At 51.9% G+C, this 19,191-nt stretch carries 14 protein-coding genes; 13 read left to right on the top strand and 1 reads right to left on the bottom strand.

Translation table 11 applies throughout. From position 1 onward, the window contains the following. Nucleotides 1–18 precede the first annotated feature (18 nt). The 7 genes from HYD27_RS18620 to HYD27_RS18590 all read left to right on the top strand — a co-directional run bounded on the left by HYD27_RS18620 (nt 19) and on the right by HYD27_RS18590 (nt 10,040). A complete protein-coding gene (locus HYD27_RS18620) occupies nt 19–1,182 on the top strand; it encodes an NTTRR-F1 domain (RefSeq protein WP_219217659.1) in 1,164 nt (387 codons plus the stop codon). Nucleotides 1,183–1,990: 808 nt separating this feature from the next. Next, nucleotides 1,991–3,343 (top strand): extracellular solute-binding protein, encoded by a 1,353-nt coding sequence (locus HYD27_RS18615; protein ID WP_219217658.1) that lies wholly within the window; start codon nt 1,991–1,993, stop codon nt 3,341–3,343. A 96-nt stretch (nt 3,344–3,439) separates the two neighbouring features. After that, nucleotides 3,440–4,393 (top strand): carbohydrate ABC transporter permease, encoded by a 954-nt coding sequence (locus tag HYD27_RS18610; protein ID WP_219217657.1) that lies wholly within the window; start codon nt 3,440–3,442, stop codon nt 4,391–4,393. After that, entirely contained in the window at nt 4,390–5,253 is an 864-nt protein-coding gene (locus HYD27_RS18605) for a carbohydrate ABC transporter permease (RefSeq protein ID WP_219217656.1), read from the top strand. Before HYD27_RS18610 ends, HYD27_RS18605 begins: the two co-directional genes overlap by 4 nt. Nucleotides 5,254–5,316: 63 nt before the next feature. Continuing rightward, nucleotides 5,317–7,041 (top strand): sensor histidine kinase, encoded by a 1,725-nt coding sequence (locus tag HYD27_RS18600; protein ID WP_219217655.1) that lies wholly within the window; start codon nt 5,317–5,319, stop codon nt 7,039–7,041. Nucleotides 7,042–7,055: 14 nt separating this feature from the next. Beyond that, nucleotides 7,056–8,423 carry an ABC transporter substrate-binding protein gene (locus HYD27_RS18595; RefSeq protein ID WP_219217651.1) on the top strand — a complete coding sequence of 456 codons (1,368 nt, stop codon included), beginning with the start codon at nt 7,056–7,058 and terminating at the stop codon, nt 8,421–8,423. A gap of 18 nt (nt 8,424–8,441) precedes the next feature. Next, nucleotides 8,442–10,040 carry a response regulator gene (locus HYD27_RS18590; RefSeq protein ID WP_219217648.1) on the top strand — a complete coding sequence of 533 codons (1,599 nt, stop codon included), beginning with the start codon at nt 8,442–8,444 and terminating at the stop codon, nt 10,038–10,040. 166 nt (nt 10,041–10,206) lie between these two features. Here HYD27_RS18590 and HYD27_RS32945 read toward each other — a convergent pair whose 3' ends face one another. Continuing rightward, the gene (locus HYD27_RS32945; protein ID WP_375373930.1) at nt 10,207–10,428 is read right to left on the bottom strand and encodes a matrixin family metalloprotease; all 222 of its coding nucleotides are present in this window, start codon (nt 10,426–10,428) and stop codon (nt 10,207–10,209) included. A 675-nt stretch (nt 10,429–11,103) separates the two neighbouring features. On the opposite strand from HYD27_RS32945, the gene desA reads away from it, so the two are divergent. From desA to HYD27_RS18555, 6 genes are all read left to right on the top strand, one after another. After that, nucleotides 11,104–12,168: a Delta(5) desaturase DesA gene (gene desA / locus HYD27_RS18580; RefSeq protein ID WP_219217641.1), complete on the top strand. Its 1,065-nt coding sequence runs from the start codon at nt 11,104–11,106 to the stop codon at nt 12,166–12,168. Nucleotides 12,169–12,309: 141 nt separating this feature from the next. Beyond that, nucleotides 12,310–13,455, top strand: coding sequence for a sensor histidine kinase (locus tag HYD27_RS18575; RefSeq protein ID WP_219217732.1), 1,146 nt, complete (start codon nt 12,310–12,312; stop codon nt 13,453–13,455). After that, entirely contained in the window at nt 13,452–14,054 is a 603-nt protein-coding gene (locus HYD27_RS18570; RefSeq protein WP_219217639.1) for a response regulator transcription factor, read from the top strand. Before HYD27_RS18575 ends, HYD27_RS18570 begins: the two co-directional genes overlap by 4 nt. A gap of 1,341 nt (nt 14,055–15,395) precedes the next feature. Next, nucleotides 15,396–15,608 (top strand): PI-PLC domain-containing protein, encoded by a 213-nt coding sequence (locus HYD27_RS18565; RefSeq protein ID WP_219217637.1) that lies wholly within the window; start codon nt 15,396–15,398, stop codon nt 15,606–15,608. Nucleotides 15,609–15,835: 227 nt separating this feature from the next. Next, nucleotides 15,836–17,272, top strand: a complete 1,437-nt coding sequence (locus HYD27_RS18560; protein ID WP_219217635.1) for an SWIM zinc finger family protein — start codon at nt 15,836–15,838, stop codon at nt 17,270–17,272. A 62-nt stretch (nt 17,273–17,334) separates the two neighbouring features. Further along, the gene (locus HYD27_RS18555) at nt 17,335–19,191 is read left to right on the top strand and encodes a HEAT repeat domain-containing protein (protein ID WP_219217633.1); all 1,857 of its coding nucleotides are present in this window, start codon (nt 17,335–17,337) and stop codon (nt 19,189–19,191) included.

The following is a 19,191-nucleotide window of genomic DNA, read 5'->3' as shown; positions in this document are numbered from 1 at the left end:
GAAAAGGAGGTGAATAAAATGCCAACATCATTTACGAATTTGCTTGGCAACGGCAGTTTTGAGTCGGGAACAATGGCGCCGTGGTCACCAATTAACGCTATTGTATCTACCATGGCGCCTAAAGTAGGGAATTACAGCGCAATTCTCAGTGGATTGAGCACATCTTCAATCAACCAAACGGTGGTTGCCGTGCCTGGAACCAGCTACTTGGTTATGGGATCATTTACTAAAATCCACAGTGATCCTACTGATCCTGTCACGATTAACGTCAGTTTTTATGACAGCAGCCTTAACCTTATTTCAACGGGATTAAATGTAGTTCTTCCTACCAACTCAGTACCGGATATGGCGAATAGAGCATGGCAAGTCATCAATGAAGTTACAGCACCGGCTCCAGCTAATGCAGCATTCGCCAATTTAATTATCTACAAACCATTTAATGTGGGAACGGCCGATATCTCTATTGACGAAGTGATGATTGTTGAGGCGGTCAGTACTAATGGTTCAGGCGCAACAGGTGCAACCGGCGCAACAGGAGCGGCTGGACCAGCTGGACCAGCAGGGCCTGCCGGGGCAGCCGGACCGGCTGGACCAATAGGTGCAACGGGTGCAATAGGGGCAACCGGAGCAACCGGTGTAGCAGGGGCAACCGGAGCAACCGGAGTGACAGGATCTGGAGCTATTATTCCCTATGCTTCCGGAACACCAGCTCTTCTTACTACTGTGTTGGGGGGGCTGCTCGGTACTTCAAGCATCATTGGTTTTGGGAGCTCTGCCACTGGCATCAGCATTTTGGGAGGAGTAATAGATCTCACGGGATTAACGAACTTCGCCTTCTCAGTTCCAGAGGACGGAACCATAACATCAATGGCAGCTTATTTGAGCACTTCAGCGGCAGTATCCCTGATTGGTTCAACAGCTACCATTACCGCTCAACTGTTCAGTTCCGCTACGCCTGATGATACTTTTGTTCCGATTCCTGGCGCGGTTGTCACTTTAGCTCCAGCGCTTACGGGGCTGATATCTATTGGTGAGGTCAGCAGTGGAATTACTACAGGATTGGCAATACCGGTTACTGCGGGTACTCGTTTGCTATTAGTATTTTCGGCAGATATTACCGCAGGTCTCGATGTTGCTTCTGTCATTGCGGGTTATGTTAGTGCAGGAGTGAAATTTGTTTAGCGCTGTATTTATGTAATTCTAGCTTTTAGTTTAAACCGACTTTTTCGCGTATCTACCGTATAAGAGAAATTATGAACAACCCGTCAACCTTAATTGGTCGGCGGGCTTTTTTTGTGCGTAATGAAAAATAAAACCATTGCTGAAAAATGAGCATTGAGCATATAATGAGAACTAATGTTCTTATTTGTAGGGGCGGCATCATAAAAATGCGGCCAAACCGTGGAAATTATATACCTGGGTATAACCCGTGATGTGGTGCGGGCATAAATAAGCCTCCAGCTGCGAGATCGGGACATTGTTACAAGAGGCCCGACAATCCAAATGATGTACAGAACAACCCGGCTATGCCTTCCTTGACTGGACAGCGCATCCGTTTGGGATTTCAGGTATAAGGTTGCCTGCTGACCCGGAGGGAAGTCCAAGTTGAAAAAGTGAACTTAATTCTCGGTTAGCCCTATAATTCCGAACTTCCTTCTGCAAAGCATAGAACCCGCAGGTTCAGCACGACTACCACGCATTTAAACTTACCCGAATTTATACACACAACTTATCCTCAGCAAAAGAAATTCATAATTTCCTAAAAAAATAAAATATACCCCACCGGACTCCTCCATAATCTCTTTAATATGGCTGATGATCACGGACAAGCCTCATTTTCTGATTTTATACAGATTAAAATAAATGTATCAACTAACTAATAAATCAGAAGTATTTCCACCATAAACCGGAAGTTTGCCTCCTCAAAAATCCGGATTTCCTGCTGTACACTAAACCTTGTAAGAGAAACCTTCGAAAGGGGTACAGAGGAATGAGAAAAGCAAAGCACCTGGCGCTGTCGTTAGCCGCCGTCCTGCTCGTCGCTTCACTGGCAGGATGCGGAGGCAGCAACAACGCCGGAAACAACACGGAGAATTCAGGTAACAACGCAGAAAACAGCAATGCTCCGGCGACTGAAGGGGCTGCAGATCCGGCTGACAAGATTGAGCTCTCTTTCTGGACGCTCGGAAACGTGAACTATGAAGAGCTGGCCAACGAGTATACCAAAGAGCATCCGAACGTTACCGTCAAGGTGCAAAACACCGGTGACCAGACGGCGCACCACAACAACCTGACGACAGCTTTGTCGGCCGGTTCGGGAGCGCCTGATATTTTTCAGCTTGAAATCGGTTTCATGGAACGCTTCCTGGGCGCTCAGGATAAATTCTATAACTTGAACGATTATGGAGCGAAGGATATTCAAGCCAATTATCTGGACTGGAAATGGAAGCAAGCCTCTTCGGTTGACGGCAGCTTCCAGCTCGGCCTCCCAACGGATATCGGTCCTACAGTTGTGTACTACCGTGCTGATTTGGCGGAAGCGGCAGGACTGCCGGCTGATCCTGACGGCTTCGGAGCCGCCGTTGATACCTGGGATAAATTTGCGGCTGCAGCCAAAGCGTACAAGGAAAAAACCGGCAAGCCGTTTGTTGATCTGACGGATCTGACCTATAATGCGCTGCGCGATCAATCGGCTGACGAAATCTACTTCAGCAGGGCCGACGGCACGTTCATCGGCGACACCAATCCGCAGGTAAAGAAAGCCTATGATTTCACGGTAAAAGGCATCCAGGAAGGCTGGATCAGCAACGTGATGCTGTGGTCTCCCGAGTGGGGCCAGGGCATGAGCGACGGTTCCTTTGCGGTGGTTATGGGACCTGCATGGATGGCCGGAAACATCAAGAGCAATGCTCCGGACTCCTCCGGCAAATGGAAAATCGCCCAGCTTCCTGAGGGAGCGGGCAACTGGGGCGGATCGTTCATCACGCTGCCGAAGGAAGGCAAGCATCCCAAGGAAGCTTATGACTTCATCCAGTGGCTCGTCAATAAAGACAACCAGCTTGAATCGTTCAAGACCAAGGGTCTGATGCCTTCGGTTCCTGCGCTGTACGAAGATCCTGCATTCAAGGATTTCAAGGATGAATTCTTCGGCGGCCAGCAGACTGCGGTTGAATTCGGTAAATCGGCTAACCGCGTAAAGCCTGTATACTACGGTCCGCTGCATGACCAGACTGACACCTTCTTCAAGAACGCGCTCAAAAACGTGCTGGAGAAGAAAGCCGATCCGGCCAAGGAATGGGATGAAGCTGTGAAGCAGGCGAAAACGCTGGCAGAACGCGGCTAAGATTGTCAATTGAGTTGTCTTGACCGTCCGGATTCATGGGGGCAGCATCCCCCGTGTGTCCGGATTTAAAAACGTTCTATTCCCTGGAGGTGTAACATGGCTGAGCCCGTACTCGCGAGTCCGCATGCCGAGCGCAAACGCCCATTTTTAACTGAACAAAGACGGAGCCGCATAACCGCATATACCTTCATTTCTCCTTTCTTTATTCTGTTCTCGATATTTGGACTGTACCCGATCTTTTTCACGATCTATTTATCCTTTTTCAAATGGGATGCACTCGGTCCCATGAAGTTCGTCGGCATGAAAAACTATGATCTGGTGACGAGCGATCCCACCTTTTGGATTTCCTTCACCAACACGCTCATTATGGGCCTGATGGGAACCGTGCCGCAGATTATTCTGGCGCTGCTGCTGGCGGTGCTGCTGCATTCCGGCATGACCCGGTTCAAAAAAACATTCCGCATTCTCTATTTCATGCCAAATATCACCTCAATCGTTGCCGTTACGCTGGTCTTCAGCACATTGTTCGGAAACAACGGGATGATCAACTGGATGCTGAACGGCCTGGGCCTGGAGAGCATGGCCTTCAACTCCGGCTGGTGGGGGGTCAAAATTGCCATTTCCACAATGGTCATGTGGCGCTGGACGGGCTATAACGCGATCATTTTCCTCTCCGGCCTGCAGAGCATACCGATGGATTTGTATGAAGCGGCCCGCATCGACGGAGCCAGCAGAAGACAGCAGCTTACTTTTATTACACTGCCGCTCCTGCGCCCGTTCATTATTTTTGTAACCCTGCTCTCAACGATCGGCGCTCTCCAGCTTTTCACGGAGCCTTATGTATTCCTGGGCCAATCCGGAACCGGCTCGACAAGGCAGGAGGGAATTACGATGGTTACCTATCTGTACAGCGAAGCCTTCCGCAACGGATTCTTTGGTACGGCGTCGGCTACGGCCGTTTTGCTGTTCCTCGTCACGATTATTTTCTCCTTGCTTAATATGCTGGTCTCAAGCCGCATGGGCGGAGATACAGGAGGGAAAAAGGCGTGAGCACCTTGCGAATATTCAAAAAAAATCCGGACGACCTTGGCTTGTTCGGCAAATTCTGGTTCTATGTACTGCTGATTCTGGGCGCCCTGGTGTCCATCTTCCCGTTTTACTGGATGTTTGTGGTAGGTACCAATGACAAAGGCGCAGTGTTCCATGTGCCGCCGCTGCTGACCATCGGGGACCAGTTCGCGGACAACTTCAAGCGTGTGCTGGATAAAGCGGATTTCTTCCAGGCGCTGGGCAACTCCCTGTTCGTATCGTCGATGGTGACGGTTTCGGTCGTGTTCTTCTGTACGCTGGCCGGTTATGCATTTGCCAAATATGAGTTTCCGTTCAAAAATGTGCTGTTCTACTTCGTGATTGCCACCCTGTTCGTGCCGCAGCAGCTGGGTGTGCTGCCGACCTATGTCATTATGGCAAAGCTGCACTGGATCGACAGCTTCAAGGCGCTGATTGTGCCGGCGATGGTCAACGCCTTCGGAATCTTCTGGATGCGCCAGTACGTATCCACAGCCGTGCATACGGAGCTGATTGAAGCGGGCCGGATTGATGGCGGGGGACATTTCCGCATTTTCTGGAACATTGCCATCCCGGTTATTACTCCGGCGATGGCTACACTCGGCATTCTGAATTTCATGACGGTGTGGAATGATTTCTTCTGGCCGCTCGTCGTGCTGAAGAACAAGGAGCATTATACGATCCAGATTGCCCTCCAGCAGCTGTTCACCACACGCGACGGGCTGGATTACGGAATGATCATGTCCGCCACCTTCACGGCAACCCTGCCGCTGCTGGTCGTGTTCCTGCTCTTCAGCCGCTGGGTCATTGCCGGACTGACCTCCGGTGCCATTAAGAGCTAAAGGAAATAAGGATTGCCGTGAAGAATAATAAGGACATAGGACAGCAGGAGGAAGGAAAGAAATATGAAGCTCCGCCGCAAAATTTTGTTCGCTATTATTCTTCTCGTGTTCATCCCCGTCATTGTGATGGGAAGCGTTACGTATGTTAATTTTTCCAATGCGATGGAGAAGAAATCCAGCAATTTCTACTGGATTTCACTTCTGGAGACGGACCGCAAGCTAAAGTTCGCCCTGAGTGAAATTTCATCCATTACCAATTCGGCGATTACGCAGCCGGCGATTCAGCAGTCACTGAAGCAGCCGGATTTTGTGCTGACGTATGACCGCAAGCAGGAGATCAACAATCTGCTGATCAACCACCCGATGATTACCTCGTTCAGTCTGTACGGCAAGGACCGCCTGCTGTACCAATACAACGCGCCGATGTCCTTCGCGGATATGCAGGGGCAGATCTGGTACGGGGCCATGGAGAGCGCCGAAGGGCGTCCCGTCTGGTCCGGTCCGGGCGAGAACGGCTCGGAATTCTCCGGCAAGCCCGTGCTGGTGCAGGCCAGGATTATTAAGGATTACTATTCGCTGGAGGATATCGGCTATCTGGTGGTCTATGTGAAGCCGGATTTGCTGGACCAGATTTTCTGGGAGGCCGCTACGCTTAAGGAGGGGGATATTCTGCTGGTGAACAAGCAGGGGAATATCGTCTTTAACAAATCCGGCGAGCATATCGGGCAGCGCACGGATTTTCCTTTTTTACAGGAGAGCTATACCCAAGCGCAGGACTATTACATCGACAATTACCAAGGGGAGAAATCATTGATTACCTTCCTGCCTTCACATAATTCGGACTGGTATTTGGCAGCGATTACACCGATGAATCTGATTTACTCGGAGTCCGTATCAATCCGCAATATTGCGATCATCCTGGGGACGGTTTCCCTCATATCCGCTTTTTTGTTCGACCATTATTTTGTGCGCAGGCTCGTGCGCAGCATCAACAGTGCGGTGAACGGCATGAAGCGGGTCAAGCAGGGGATCTTCACGCCCATCACCCTGCCGACCCGTGCCGAAGATGAGAGCGATTCGCTGATCGACGGCTTCAACCGGATGAGCTCACAGATCGTAGAGCTGGTCGGGCAGGTGCAGACAGAGCAGGGCCGCAAGAAGGAAGCGGAGATGCAGGCGCTGATGGCGCAGATTAACCCGCATTTTATCTATAATTCACTCGAATCGATCAATTCGATGGCTGTGCTGGCCGGAAACAGGGATATCAGCAAAATGGTCATCTCTCTGGGCAAGCTGCTGCGGATCAGCATCAGCCAGAATCAGGAGCTGATCCCGCTGCAGATGGAGTTTGAGCATGTCCGCCATTATCTGGATATTCAGAAATTCCGCTTTGAAGACAAGTTCTCCTATGCGCTGGAGCTTCCCGAATCGCTGAAGAGCCTGATGACCCAGAAGCTTATTGTTCAGCCGATTGTTGAAAATGCGCTGTACCATGCCATTGAACAGATGGAGGAGCATGGGGTGATTACAATCTCTGCGGAGGAGACGGGGAAGGATCTGATCATTATCGTTAAGGACAACGGCCCGGGCTTCGAGCTTGCCACTCTGATGAGCCTGTGGAACAAGGAACGGACCAATCCGAAGAAATACAGCGACAGCGGCGTCGGGCTGAAAAATGTCCATGAACGCCTGAATATCCGGTTCGGCAATCCTTACGGCATTCTGGTCTGTTCGTCTCCGGGCTGCGGGTCAACGATTTGCATCCGCATTCCGAGAATTCAGCCATGACGGGAGCGGACCGGATGACCAAGAAGCAGACGGCTGTAAGATGGCTGACCCAACGGGGCTGGATTATCCTGTACATCCTCCTGATGTCAGGGGCAGTTCTCTTCATTATGCAGGGCGACAGGGAGCCGATCGAGGATAATTCACAGGAGAAAATCACCCTTACCTTCCGCCATTTCTGGATTAAGGAGCATGACCGGCCCCTGCTGGCGATTTTCGAGGAGGTTGTGCAGGATTATCAGCGGGAGCATCCCAACGTGAAGGTGAATTTCGAGGGACTGGACCAGACGATACACCGCGAGCAGAAGCTGAAAAGCGAAATGGTGACCGGCACGCCGCCGGATATGTTCGTGCTGTTCGGAGGGGCGGAGATCGAGCCTTACGTGCGCTCCAGCCGCCTGATGGATTTGACGGATTTTGCCCGGGAGAACGGCCTGGCGGATCAGTTCAAGGATCTTCACCTGTGGACGTTCAACAACCATATCTACGGGCTGCCGATCGAAGGCAATGCGGAGCCGCTGTACTTCAGCAGGGAAATCTTCAGCAGGCTGAGCATCAAGGTTCCTGAGACGCTGGCTGAATTGGATCAGGCCATCCTTCAATTGAAGCAGGGAGGCTATATTCCCTTTGCGCTGGGCAATGAAGACCGCTGGCCTGCCGGGATTTTTGCCCATTATCTGATGGACCGCTATGCCGGTCCGGAGCTGATCATGAAGCTGGTCAACGGGAAGGACGGGTCCAGCTTTCAGAACAGCTATTACAAGCAGGCTTTCCGGCATCTGGGCCAATGGATTGACGAGGAGGCTTTCAGTCCGGCATCCAATGACTTATCGCCGGAAAATGCGGTCCGGCTGTTCACCGGCGGGAAGGCAGCCATGTATTTGAACGGCAACTGGGATATTAACCTGTTCTCGGGGGAGACGGCGCCTGCTGATTTCCAGAACAAGGTGGGGGTTATTCCATTCCCGGCACTGACCCGCGGCAAGGAAGCTTCTATTGCAGGCGGGTACACCATCGGGATCGGACTGTCCTCCAGCCTGGCCGGCGCCAAACGGGAGGCGGCGCTGGAATTGATGAAGGCATTCTATACCCGGGAGATACAGGAACGGATCGTGTACGAAGGCTTAAGAATTCCGTCCATGCGCATTGCCATTGACCCGGGCCGCACAGGACCGGTGTTTGCCCAGGTAATGGGGATGATGGAGGATAACCGGCAAAGCTTTGTGCCTTATGACAATCTGCTGTCGCCGGAAGTGAAGAAAACATTCCTGAGTGTCATCGAAGAAATGATCGATGGGGGCCTGCAAGGAGACCAGGCGCTTGCGCAGCTGCAATCCGCCTCGAAGCAGTACTGGGAATTAATACAGAGCTCGGCCATTCAATAAGCCTGGGGGGGTCTTTAGATGGGTGCAACACAGGAGAAGTACAAGGTGCTGCTGGTGGACGATGAACCGATTATTCTGCGAAGCTTGAAGGTGGCCATTCCATGGGAGGAACTGGGGCTCAGCATTGTGGGCGAGGCGCGAAATGGGGAAGCGGCGCTAAGCCTGATCGAGGATACGGCGCCGCAGATCATCATCAGCGATATCCGCATGCCGGTGCTTGACGGCATTGCGCTGATGAAGGAGGTGCTGCCGCGCAGCGGCAAGCTGATCTTTATCTTCATCAGCGGCTACGGAGAGTTCGAATATGCCAGGGAGGCGCTGCGGCAGGGAGCCTTTGATTATTTGCTGAAGCCGATTGACCACGAGGAATTGACGGAGATGCTGGCCCGGGCCAGGGTCAAGCTGGACCGTCAAAAGGAGAACGAGCAGCTGATGCTCTCGGTGCAGACCTTGTCCATGCTGGCCCGCGAGCGGATGTTCGCCGAGTTCACGCTCGGCAATCCGCGGCCGCTGCAGCATCTGAAATGGCTGGAGAACAGCGAGCTGGAGAGCGACTACTTCATGGCTGTCGTCCGGCTGGATGATTATGCTTCCTTGACCGCACAGTGGAGTGCCGGGGAGAAACGCCTCTGGCTGTTCGCCGTGCGGAACATTCTCGAAGAGTGGTCGCTGGAGAACGGCGTGCTGTCTGTCTTTCCGTTCTATAACGGAGAGTGGATTCTGCTCTTCCCGGGAAGCCGGGATGCCGGCAAAAGAGAGCTCGGCGGGCAGCTGACCGCCGGTATCAAAAGATTTTCCAAGCTGGAATGCTCCGTGGGCATCAGCCGCACCACGCGGGGCATCGATCAATTGAGCGCCGTATACCCGCTCGCCTGCAAAGCGCTGTACCAGCGCTTTTATTCCGGGCAGGCCGGAGTGTTCATTGATGAGGAGACACCGGGGACGGGCCGGAGGGAAGTGAAGTATCCGAAGCAGCTGGAGCTTGCGCTGATTGAGAGTATAAGGACTCTGGATCTTGAGCGTATGCTGTCCTTATTCGACGAGATGGCCGCCTTCATTGAAGCCCAGGGCCTTCCGCAGGAGCTTGCCGAGAGACTGATCATTGAGATGATTGTTGTGCTGTACAGACAATTTGAGCACCTGAATATGCATACGGACTGGCCGCTGGAGGCTCTGCTCAGCAGGCTGCACGGGCTGGGCACCCTCCCCTCGATGATTGCGGCACTGAAGGCGGAATTCCGCGAGCGGATGCTGGAGAGCAATAAATCCGCTGCCCGTGAGGATGGCCGGAGCGTGGTCGAGAAGTCCAAACGGTATATTGAGGCCAACTACCACAAAGATCTCAGCATTGAGGAGGTATCGGAGCTAGCCGGCTTAAGCATCAGCCATTTCTGCACGCTGTTCAAGCAGCTCTCCGGCTATACCTTCCTGGAGTTCGTGACCCACTGCCGGATGGAGAAAGCCAAATATATCCTGCAGAACAGCAATGTCAAGGTCTATCAGGTTGCGCCGCTTGTCGGCTATCAGGACCCGCGCTACTTTACACAGGTGTTCAAAAAAGCCACCGGCAAAACGCCGACGGAATACCGCGAGATGAATTCCCGGCAGGCGAACTGAAGGGTGTGTATGCGCACTAAGTGAGGTCACTGAAATCAGAAGCCCATCAAAAAGGCTGTAAAGATAAGGTTATACCATATTAAAACCTTGGCGGGTTCAGTTCAAACTGAAGAAGAAAATTCCGGCAATAACCACAACTAGGCAAACGGGACTAATGAAAATTGATTTATGCTTCATAATTTATTCCTCCTAAGTTATAGACAGAATTCACTTCATCAATATCGAATTGCTGTGGAGTTGTCATTGTATTCCGATCACGTGAGTCATTCATGATAGATGTTTGGACAGTATGATCCAGACAAAAAATGTGACCATATTCGTGAACCAAAACGGATTTAACAAAGTTTGAAAAATTTGCAGCATCCCTGTTGATAGTTCGAGAATCCATTGGCGTTTTCCAACTATCGTTGTAACTGTTATATGGCACATTGATACCCGGGAACTGAGCCCCCCAATCAGGATCGGCTTCAGCTGATACCATGGTAGTTGTTAAAGCCGGTACAGAAATAGAAACTGCAATGTACTAAAACATTTTTGAAGTATCTTTTTCATGATATTAATCTCCTTAAAAAATATTTTGTAATCTTTCATTTTTAGCGCCTCTGCCGTAATCTTTATAATTATCTATTGTGAAAAAAGGAGTTATTTGCTCAAACGCCGGTGACTAGTGTATTTAATTGTTTGCACTGCTATAGCCAACAATAGGTTCAACTGCTTCAAATGAATAACAAAATAATCACCCTCCAATTTTCATTGTACTTCCTCTATCCAGAACCGCCGCCCCCCTTATATGGAAATAAAGGTATTAAATGAATTTTAAGGATATCACGCGGAAATGGAATGGGGATACCTGGAAATAGCGTATGCTGGCGCATTTGATTGCACTGTTGCAGTCAGTTCCAACTATTGTGCACTTCATTGCCGTTTATCCAACAAAGATATGACATATGTCATACTGCCTCCTTGATGTTTATGTCTTCCTGGGGTGACACTTCCTTCTTTATAATGAAGATAGATGAATGTATCCGCAAACCGGACTGCATCCGAGGAGGAAACGACCAAGATGACTACGAACCAGACATCCCAGCTCTCCAGCCTGAAAAAAAGCATGGCTCCCTTTGAAAAAAACAACCGCAATGCCAGCATCAGACAATTAATCAATACACTCGTTCCGCTGGTGCTTTTATGGACTGCCGCTTACTTCAGTCTGCCGGTATCCTACGGGCTTACGCTTCTGTTCGCTATTCCGGCGGCGGGGTTTGTGATCCGGACCTTTATTATTTTTCATGACTGCTGTCATGGATCGTTCTTCAAAAACCGCAAAGCCAACGATATCCTCGGCACCATTACAGGTGTGCTGACGCTTGTCCCTTACCGCCAGTGGAAGCACAGCCATTCCATCCACCATGCCGGAAGCAGCAATCTCGACAAACGGGGAATCGGCGATATCTGGATCATGACCGTAGAGGAATATATGGCTGCGAAGCCCTTGAAACGCTTATATTACCGGATCTACCGCAATCCGCTGATCATGTTCGTGGTCGGACCGGTCGCTGTCTTCCTCATTCAATACCGCTTCAATGCCAAAGGCGCAAGACGCAAGGAACGGATGAACACCTATGTGACCAATGTCTCGATTGCCGCGCTTTACGGCGGTTTGATCTGGGCTATGGGCTGGCAGGCTTTTCTCTTGGTGCAGCTGCCTGTCGTCTTCGTCTCCGGCTTCCTTGGCATCTGGCTGTTCTATGTGCAGCATCAATTTGAGGATTCCTACTTCGAGCATGAAGAGGAATGGAGCTACGTCTCGGCTGCAGTGGAAGGAAGCTCGTATTACAAGCTGCCGAAGCTGCTGCAGTGGATTACCGGCAACATCGGCTTCCACCATGTGCATCATTTGAGTCCAAAGGTGCCGAATTACAATCTGGAGCGGGCACACAATGCATCGGAGCCGCTGCAGCATGCAACCACCATTACGATTGGAACGAGCCTGAAGGCGCTGCATTTCCGCCTGTGGGATGAAGAGAATAAAGGTTTTGTAGGCTTCAAGGAGATAAAAAGCAGAATGAAGAAGCCGGTTCCGGCGCAGGAAGTTCTAAAGGGAATCAAACCCGGATTCCAGGGCGAATAAATGCATCAGGAGGAGAAAGAGCTGCCGGAGAACGCCGATCCGGTACTGCCCGTTCTCTTTTTTTTGCAGGCGTATTGCGGGATAAGGCAGTGTATATGCTAAAATGGGGGTACAATCTTGCTGGCACAAAGGATGGCTGACATGCAGAAGTGGCATCATATTTTTCACAAAAGTACGGGTCTCAGCCCATATGTGTGGGTCGTTTTTTATATTCTTCCGTTCTATTTCATCTTCCGCTCCGCCTCCGTGAACCAAAACCAGTGGGTCTATGGAATCGTGATGATCGCGGTGTTTTTTGCCTGCTATGTCCTCGCCTTCAAATCCAAAGGATGGGTGGTCTACTTCTGGACCAGTGTGCAGATTCTCGTCTCGATCACGATGACCCTGCTGTTCGGATATATGTATTTTGCGTTGTTTATAGCTTTTTTTATCGGGAATATCCAGAAAAGGGCGGGCTTCTTCGTCCTGTATTCGATTCATCTGCTGACGACGATCGTGGCGATCAATTATGAGCTGATTTCGCGCAATCCCGTGTTCATTTCACAGCTTCCGTTCGTGCTGGTGAGCATGATTGCCGTGGTGCTGCTGCCTGCAACGACCTATAACCGCAACAATCAGGATAAACTGCAGGGCCAGCTGGAGGATGCCAACAAACGGATCTCAGAATTGGTCAAAATGGAGGAGCGCCAGCGGATCGCCCGCGATCTTCACGATACGCTTGGACAGAAGCTTTCGCTGATCGGCCTCAAAAGCGATCTGGCCGGCAAATTAATCAACAAAAACCCGGCGCAAGCCGTTGTTGAAATGAACGATGTCCGCCAAACCGCCAGAAGCGCGCTCAAGGAGGTCCGGGAGATGGTTACGGAAATGCGCGGAATCCGACTGGAGGATGAGCTGATACGAATCAGGCAGCTCCTGCAGGCGGCGGAGATTGAGTTCAAGCTCGAAGGCAGCCCGAGGCTCGCCAATACCTCTCTGATTACGGAGAATGTGCTGAGCATGTGTCTGAAGGAGGCCGTAACGAATGTGGTGAAGCACAGCGGAGCGGCGCTCTGCGAGGTGCTGATTGAGCCGTCGCGGACGGAGCTGCTGATCAAGGTGAGGGATAACGGCGGCGGAACCCGGGGGATCAACCTGTATGACAAAGGCCACGGGCTGCAGGGAATGAGGGAGCGGCTTGAATTTGTGAACGGATCTATGGATGTATTGCAAGATAACGGAACAACTATTGTGATTAAGGTGCCGAATGTTTTTAAGCAGCCGGAACTGGAGGTAAAGGGGCTATGATCAAAATTGTAATCGCTGAAGATCAGCGCATGCTGCTGGGGGCGCTTGCTTCACTGCTCGACCTGGAGGATGACATGAAGGTGGTGGGCCGGGCGGCCAACGGCGAAGAGGCTGTCAAGCTGGTGCAGCTGCACCGGCCGGATATATGCATCATGGATATTGAAATGCCGGCCATGAGCGGCCTTGATGCGGCGGAAGCGCTGAAGGATTCCGGCTGCAGAATTATGATTCTGACCACCTTTGCGCGGGCGGGGTATTTCGAGCGTGCCGTCAAAGCCGGGGTCGATGCCTATCTGCTCAAAGACAGCCCGAGCGAGGAGCTTGCGCTGTCGATCCGCAATGTGATGGCCGGCAAGCGGATGTATGCTCCCGAGCTCATGGATGAGGCTTACAGCAGTGAAGCCAATCCCCTGACCCAGCGGGAGAAGGAGGTGCTGGGACTGATCGCCGACGGTAAAAATACGAAGGAGATCGCCAGCCAGCTCTACATCACAACCGGAACCGTGCGCAATTACATCTCGGTGATTCTCGACAAGCTGGATGTGGGGAACCGGATTGAAGCCATAACCAGATTCAAGGAAAAAGGCTGGTTTAAATAGGCTGTTTGAGCAATAAGAATTGCGGCCATCGGCTGAAGACGCAGGAGACTGGCGTGCAGCTCAGCTGAATACAGGTTAAAAGGGACTCTGAGAGTCCTTTTTTGAAAGATCAGAATTTATCCTGAATTTCGAAAGTGAATTGAACAAGTCCAGATAGGACAAGGGATAAACCCTCTTTTTCCTTCACCCATTTGGTGCAAGTTGTTTTCACAAAAACTCCCTTCGTGTAGAGCCTTTTAGATGATTTGTAGATGCTTACTTTCGAAATTCAGGTTTATATGTTTTGGGGTTCCCGCAAAGTACCTGAGTCATCATCGAAGCCATGGCCCCGCTTTGTGGGGTTATTTTGCGCAGGATAGACTCAGGCTTTTGGAGTGGGCGCTCCGCGAACGGAGCGTTGTCCGGGTCGCAGTGCTCTCCAGATTTATTTCATTCCCCTTAGGAGCTGCGAGGAAATGAGTACCCGCTTTTGTTGACAAAATCTCCACGGTTTTGGGAGTTTTGTCAACAATGTAGCGGTACTTTATTTCGTCGCAGTCTCTTAGCGGTGAAAATCCGGAGACCCAGGCGGCCGCGGCCGCTGTTCCGCGGGTCCGTCCGCTCCGCTGTTTAAGCGGGAGGCGGTTGTGTCATCTTTAAAAAACACAATAAAGAAACTTAATTTATCCTGAATTGAACCGGAGAACCTGAAACAAGCGGATGGAACGCAAGGGAGAGATTCATAGGGGACTGAAGCGAAGTTGAAGCGAAGTGGAAAAAGTAACACTAATGGGCTGGAATTTTGGCTTTAACAGGATTTAGTGGGAATTTGTACACTTAATGGAGACCATCTCCCCTCATACGGCTGATTTCAGCCGGATTAGGTGTACTTTTTCCCACTAGGGATGAATCGGAATCCGAATGCGCTACCTTAGTTGTACTTTTTCCCACTAGGGATGATCCAATATCCGAATGCGCTACCTTAGTGTTACTTTTTACCACTAAAATGGCTGCCCTTTGAAAGAATGTTTCAAGTTCATCTTAATTTAGGCGTATTCCTCTGCAAGGGGGCGAAACGGATTGATTTTTCCTTTTAGAGAGAAGGGAACTCTGCTTATGCTTAGGATAGACGAAGTTTTTGTTGCCTTTACGGATAAGGAATTGCTGATTCACGTTAAAGATGGCAATCTTAAAGCCTATGGAGTTAGCCCAGATAACGGTGTATGGAGATGAAGCAGGTATAAAATATTTGAGAGGCCAAAGTGACAGCTTGCGTCTTTTATCGCTGGCTTTGATGAAATCGGCTTGCTTCAATATGAGCTGCTCGGATTTACAGGTTATATTCCAAAAGATCTGCACAATATGGAATTACATCTTCCGCAGAGATATGCCAGGCTCCTTTGGGGCTGGCCCCACAAATTCATTGAACGCATGAAGTCGGTGAACACCCGCGTTGTATTGGTTGCCGGAGACGGAGAAGGGTTGGAGGGCTTTGATACCAAGGAGAGTCCTGGCATAATTCCATACCGCTATACCGGCTATGTCCGGACCAATACAATTGATCTAATCGAATAGTTTTTCCCGCAGAAACGGATGCCGACCTTAAAAAAGGAAGGTGTCCGTTTCTGTTTGCGTTGCGGGGATGTTTAAGCCTGAAAAGAGGGCTGCCCCGGAAATGTGCTGATTGGACAGGGGACTTCATGTGATCTTATGTTTGATTTTGGGTAATGACATACATGTGTTCATTCTGCATTGTCATTTCAGCTGATTTGCCACTTCATCCAGTCGGGAGGAAACCTGATTTGCCTGAACTTACCTCATCCTATGTAGATTCGCTCGCCCCCAATGCCGCCGCCATCAAGAATGGCCAGGGCCTCGTGCGCAAGAAGAGCTTCATACAGCTGCACATCTCTGAGAATGGAGAGCTGCTCTTCGGGCAATGCGCCGGCAGCGGCAAGACCCCTTACGAGTGCTCCGTGGATTTTATTGCAACGGATAGTCCGGTTTTCCGCTGCTCGTGTCCCAGCCGGCAGTTCCCCTGCAAGCACGCCTTGGGACTTCTCTATGCCTACGTGGAAGGCCAGGCCTTCACCCCTGCTCCTGTACCGGAGGATGTTGCCTCCAAACGCGAGAAGGCGGATAAACGCGAAGAGAACAAGGCGAAGCAGGCCGCCGGAGGTGCAGTGAAGCCGAAGAAGGTCAACAAATCCGCGCTCAAAAAGAAAATCAATGCCCAGCTCGAAGGGCTTGATCTGCTGGAAAAGCTGGTGCTGTCACTGATCCGCGGCGGGTTGTCGGCCATTGACAGCAAAACGGTCAAAACCGTTCAGGAGCATGTGAAGCAGCTTGGCAATTATTATTTATCGGGTGCGCAGACGCAGCTCCGCCGGTTCGCGCTGCTGCTGGGCAAGGGGCAGGACCGGGAAGAAAGCTATACATATGCCATGGAGCAGCTGACCCGGCTTCATGCATTTATCAAGAAAGGCCGGGTCTATCTGGCCGCCAGGGCCGAGGACCCGGAGCTTGCCCTCGATCATGAATCCACGATCGATGAATGGCTGGGACATGCCTGGCAGCTGTCCGAGCTGAAGGAGTACGGACTGGTGAAGGAAGCGGTGGAGCTGCTGCAGCTCGCGTTCTACAGCTGCGATGATCCCGCCCGGCAGGAATTCGTGGACCTTGGCTACTGGCTGGAGACGGACAGCGGGGAGATTCACCGGACGGTGAACTACCGTCCATACAAGGCCGCGAAGCTGATGCGGGAGGAGGACAGCTTCTTTGAGCTGGCGCAAATTCCGCTGCTGTACAAGTATCCGGGGGATATGAATGCCAGGGTGCGCTATGAAGAAATGACGACCAGAGCTGCCGGAGAGCAGGATATGGAGCGGGTCCGGGCAGGCGCACACCGCTCTTATGCGGAGGTTGTCAAGAAGGTGAAGAATCAGTTGAAGCATCCGCTGAGCGACAAAAATCCCGTGCTGCTGCTGCATGCGGCCAGCGTGGGGGTGACGGAGGGCGGCCAGTATACGCTCACAGATGAAGCCGGAGGCCAGCTGGTAATGGAGGATATTCCTTCTCTGCCCCAGGGTACGCTTGAGCTGCTCCCGTTCCTGCCCGCTTCCGCCCTCAAGGATTGCTGCATTCTGGTAATGTTCGAGCATCTTCTGGATCAGGGGCGGCTGATTGCCCAGCCGCTGACCCTGATTCAGGGCGGGGAGATTACCCGGCTGTTGTACTAGCATATCCGGCATACCTGTGAATTCCATATCCGTTCTTATACATTCCTATAGGAGGACAGCCTATGAGTACAGCATTATTGCAAGAGCTTCATCAAGAGGTCAGAAGACTATACATTGCCGGCAGCGACCTGGCCGCCGGAGATTTCCGCCTGAAGCGGCTGCTTCCGCAATTTCAGCAGCTCGGAGAGCGGGCGGCTGTCTTCAAACGGCTGGGAGAAGGCATCGCCGTTCTTCTGGAGCCGGAGAACGGACAGGGAGCCGCTCCCGCCGTCCGGCTCCAGGAGCTTACACTGCTGCTGGAATCGGTGCTGTATACTCAGGGGGCCACTGTGCCGGACGGGACTCCCGGCGAGGTGAAGACGCGGGAATTCCCCCTGGATACCCGGCTGCCGTACCGGAAGCTCGCTGTGGTGCGGCAGGCCCTGACCACAACGGGCAGCGGCAGATATGAAATTGTAACCGAAGCTTATAAGGAAGGCCTGTTTCGGGACCTCCGTCTGCTTCCGCTGGCGATCGCGGCCTTAAATGATCCGTATTCGGAGATTGCCGACTTTGCCATGACGCAGATTCTGCCCGGCTATGGGCCCGCCATTGCCGGCTATCTGATTGAAAATCTCAATCCTGCGGGCGGCAAAAGCGAAGTGCGCAAGCTGAAGGTTATTGCCAGGGCAGGCGGAACGGAAGTGCTTGAGGAGCTTTTCAAGGTGGCCGAAAACGGCAGCGGCGATACCCGTGCGGCTGCAATCGAATGCCTTGGCGGTCATGAAGCCTACCTTCCGGCGCTGCTGGAATGGACAACCGATAAGAGAAAAGTGATCCGGGAAGCTGCTTACAGGGCACTGGCTGCGGGCGCATTGCCGCAGGGCGAGGAACGGCTGTATGAAGCCTTTGCCGGGAAGAAGGACCGTGAGCTGGTTGCGGATGCGCTGGCCTCCGGCGCTTCTCCGGCGCTTGCCGCAAGGCTGTCCGCGCTGTATATGCAGGAGCTGCTGGAGGCTCCGCAGGAGAAGGCGGACAAGAAGACAGCAGAGCAGGCAGAGACCAGCCTCCGCCACTTTGCGACCGTGCTTCACGGGCAGCAGAATCCGCAGCTTGATGAACTCTACAGCTATATAATCCGCGGCTATGCCCTCTTTTCTTCCCTGGGCTTCAAGTCGCTTCTCAATGAAGCAGCCGGGTATAAGCAAAAGGCTGCTACCATGCCGGCCTTTAAAGAGCTGGAGCAGCTGGAGCAGCTGGATTCCCATTTTTTGCGGCATTATTTCTCGGCAGCCCGGCAGCTGCTGCCCCCGGATGAGCTGTACAAGCGGTTCGGCGGCACAATGAGGAACAGGCTGAAAGCGGCGGTGACCAAGGAGGCCGCAATGCGGCAGAAGATGCTGCTGGACATAATCAGGCGGCAGGTCGTGGATACGGAGGAAATCTGGTACGATGCCGAATGGGATGTGCAAAGGGACCGGAAGTACCGTGAAATGGGAATGCCCGCTCCGGAGAAAATAGAAGCCCACTGGGACCCCCGCTGGCTGGATTGGTTCGTTGACCGGGATGCGCCGGAGCTGGTATGCGCTTTTGCCCGGCCCGGTCATGAGGCGGCAAGGCGGTATCTGCTTGCTAAACTGCGTGAACTGAAGGAACCGAAAAATAAACGGAGGGATGATGAACTCATTGCGCATTTATTTATAGGGCTTGCGCGTTCAGGGATGCCTGACGGAGAGCTGACGGAGCTGCTGATGTCCGTAATGGAGGATCAAAAATACTTTAATCCCTACAGATTTAATTATGCTCTGTTCCAGCAAATGCTGCATTTTCCGGCAAGCTACCTTAGCCGTCTGGAAGCACTTCTGCCGAAGCAAAGGTACTACGAAAGCCGGGCGCAGCTGGAATATGTAATTAACCGGTTGAAGGGCAGGGAAGCCTGA

Origin of the sequence: Paenibacillus sp. S150 (genome assembly GCF_019352175.1) — a bacterium.
Classification (GTDB): Bacteria; Bacillota; Bacilli; order Paenibacillales; family Paenibacillaceae; genus Paenibacillus_AQ.
Note: the sequence above shows the minus strand (reverse complement) of the source record. Positions and strands in the feature narration are given on the sequence as shown.

Coding starts and splice junctions, on each gene's coding strand:
- HYD27_RS18565 (WP_219217637.1), top strand. CDS start 15,396: ATGGAATTACATCTTCCGCAGAGATATGCCAGGCTCCTTTGGGGCTGG.
- HYD27_RS18595 (WP_219217651.1), top strand. CDS start 7,056: ATGACCAAGAAGCAGACGGCTGTAAGATGGCTGACCCAACGGGGCTGG.
- HYD27_RS18600 (WP_219217655.1), top strand. CDS start 5,317: ATGAAGCTCCGCCGCAAAATTTTGTTCGCTATTATTCTTCTCGTGTTC.
- HYD27_RS18555 (WP_219217633.1), top strand. CDS start 17,335: ATGAGTACAGCATTATTGCAAGAGCTTCATCAAGAGGTCAGAAGACTA.
- HYD27_RS32945 (WP_375373930.1), bottom strand. CDS start 10,428: ATGGATTCTCGAACTATCAACAGGGATGCTGCAAATTTTTCAAACTTT.
- HYD27_RS18570 (WP_219217639.1), top strand. CDS start 13,452: ATGATCAAAATTGTAATCGCTGAAGATCAGCGCATGCTGCTGGGGGCG.
- desA (WP_219217641.1), top strand. CDS start 11,104: ATGACTACGAACCAGACATCCCAGCTCTCCAGCCTGAAAAAAAGCATG.
- HYD27_RS18620 (WP_219217659.1), top strand. CDS start 19: ATGCCAACATCATTTACGAATTTGCTTGGCAACGGCAGTTTTGAGTCG.
- HYD27_RS18590 (WP_219217648.1), top strand. CDS start 8,442: ATGGGTGCAACACAGGAGAAGTACAAGGTGCTGCTGGTGGACGATGAA.
- HYD27_RS18610 (WP_219217657.1), top strand. CDS start 3,440: ATGGCTGAGCCCGTACTCGCGAGTCCGCATGCCGAGCGCAAACGCCCA.
- HYD27_RS18575 (WP_219217732.1), top strand. CDS start 12,310: ATGCAGAAGTGGCATCATATTTTTCACAAAAGTACGGGTCTCAGCCCA.
- HYD27_RS18615 (WP_219217658.1), top strand. CDS start 1,991: ATGAGAAAAGCAAAGCACCTGGCGCTGTCGTTAGCCGCCGTCCTGCTC.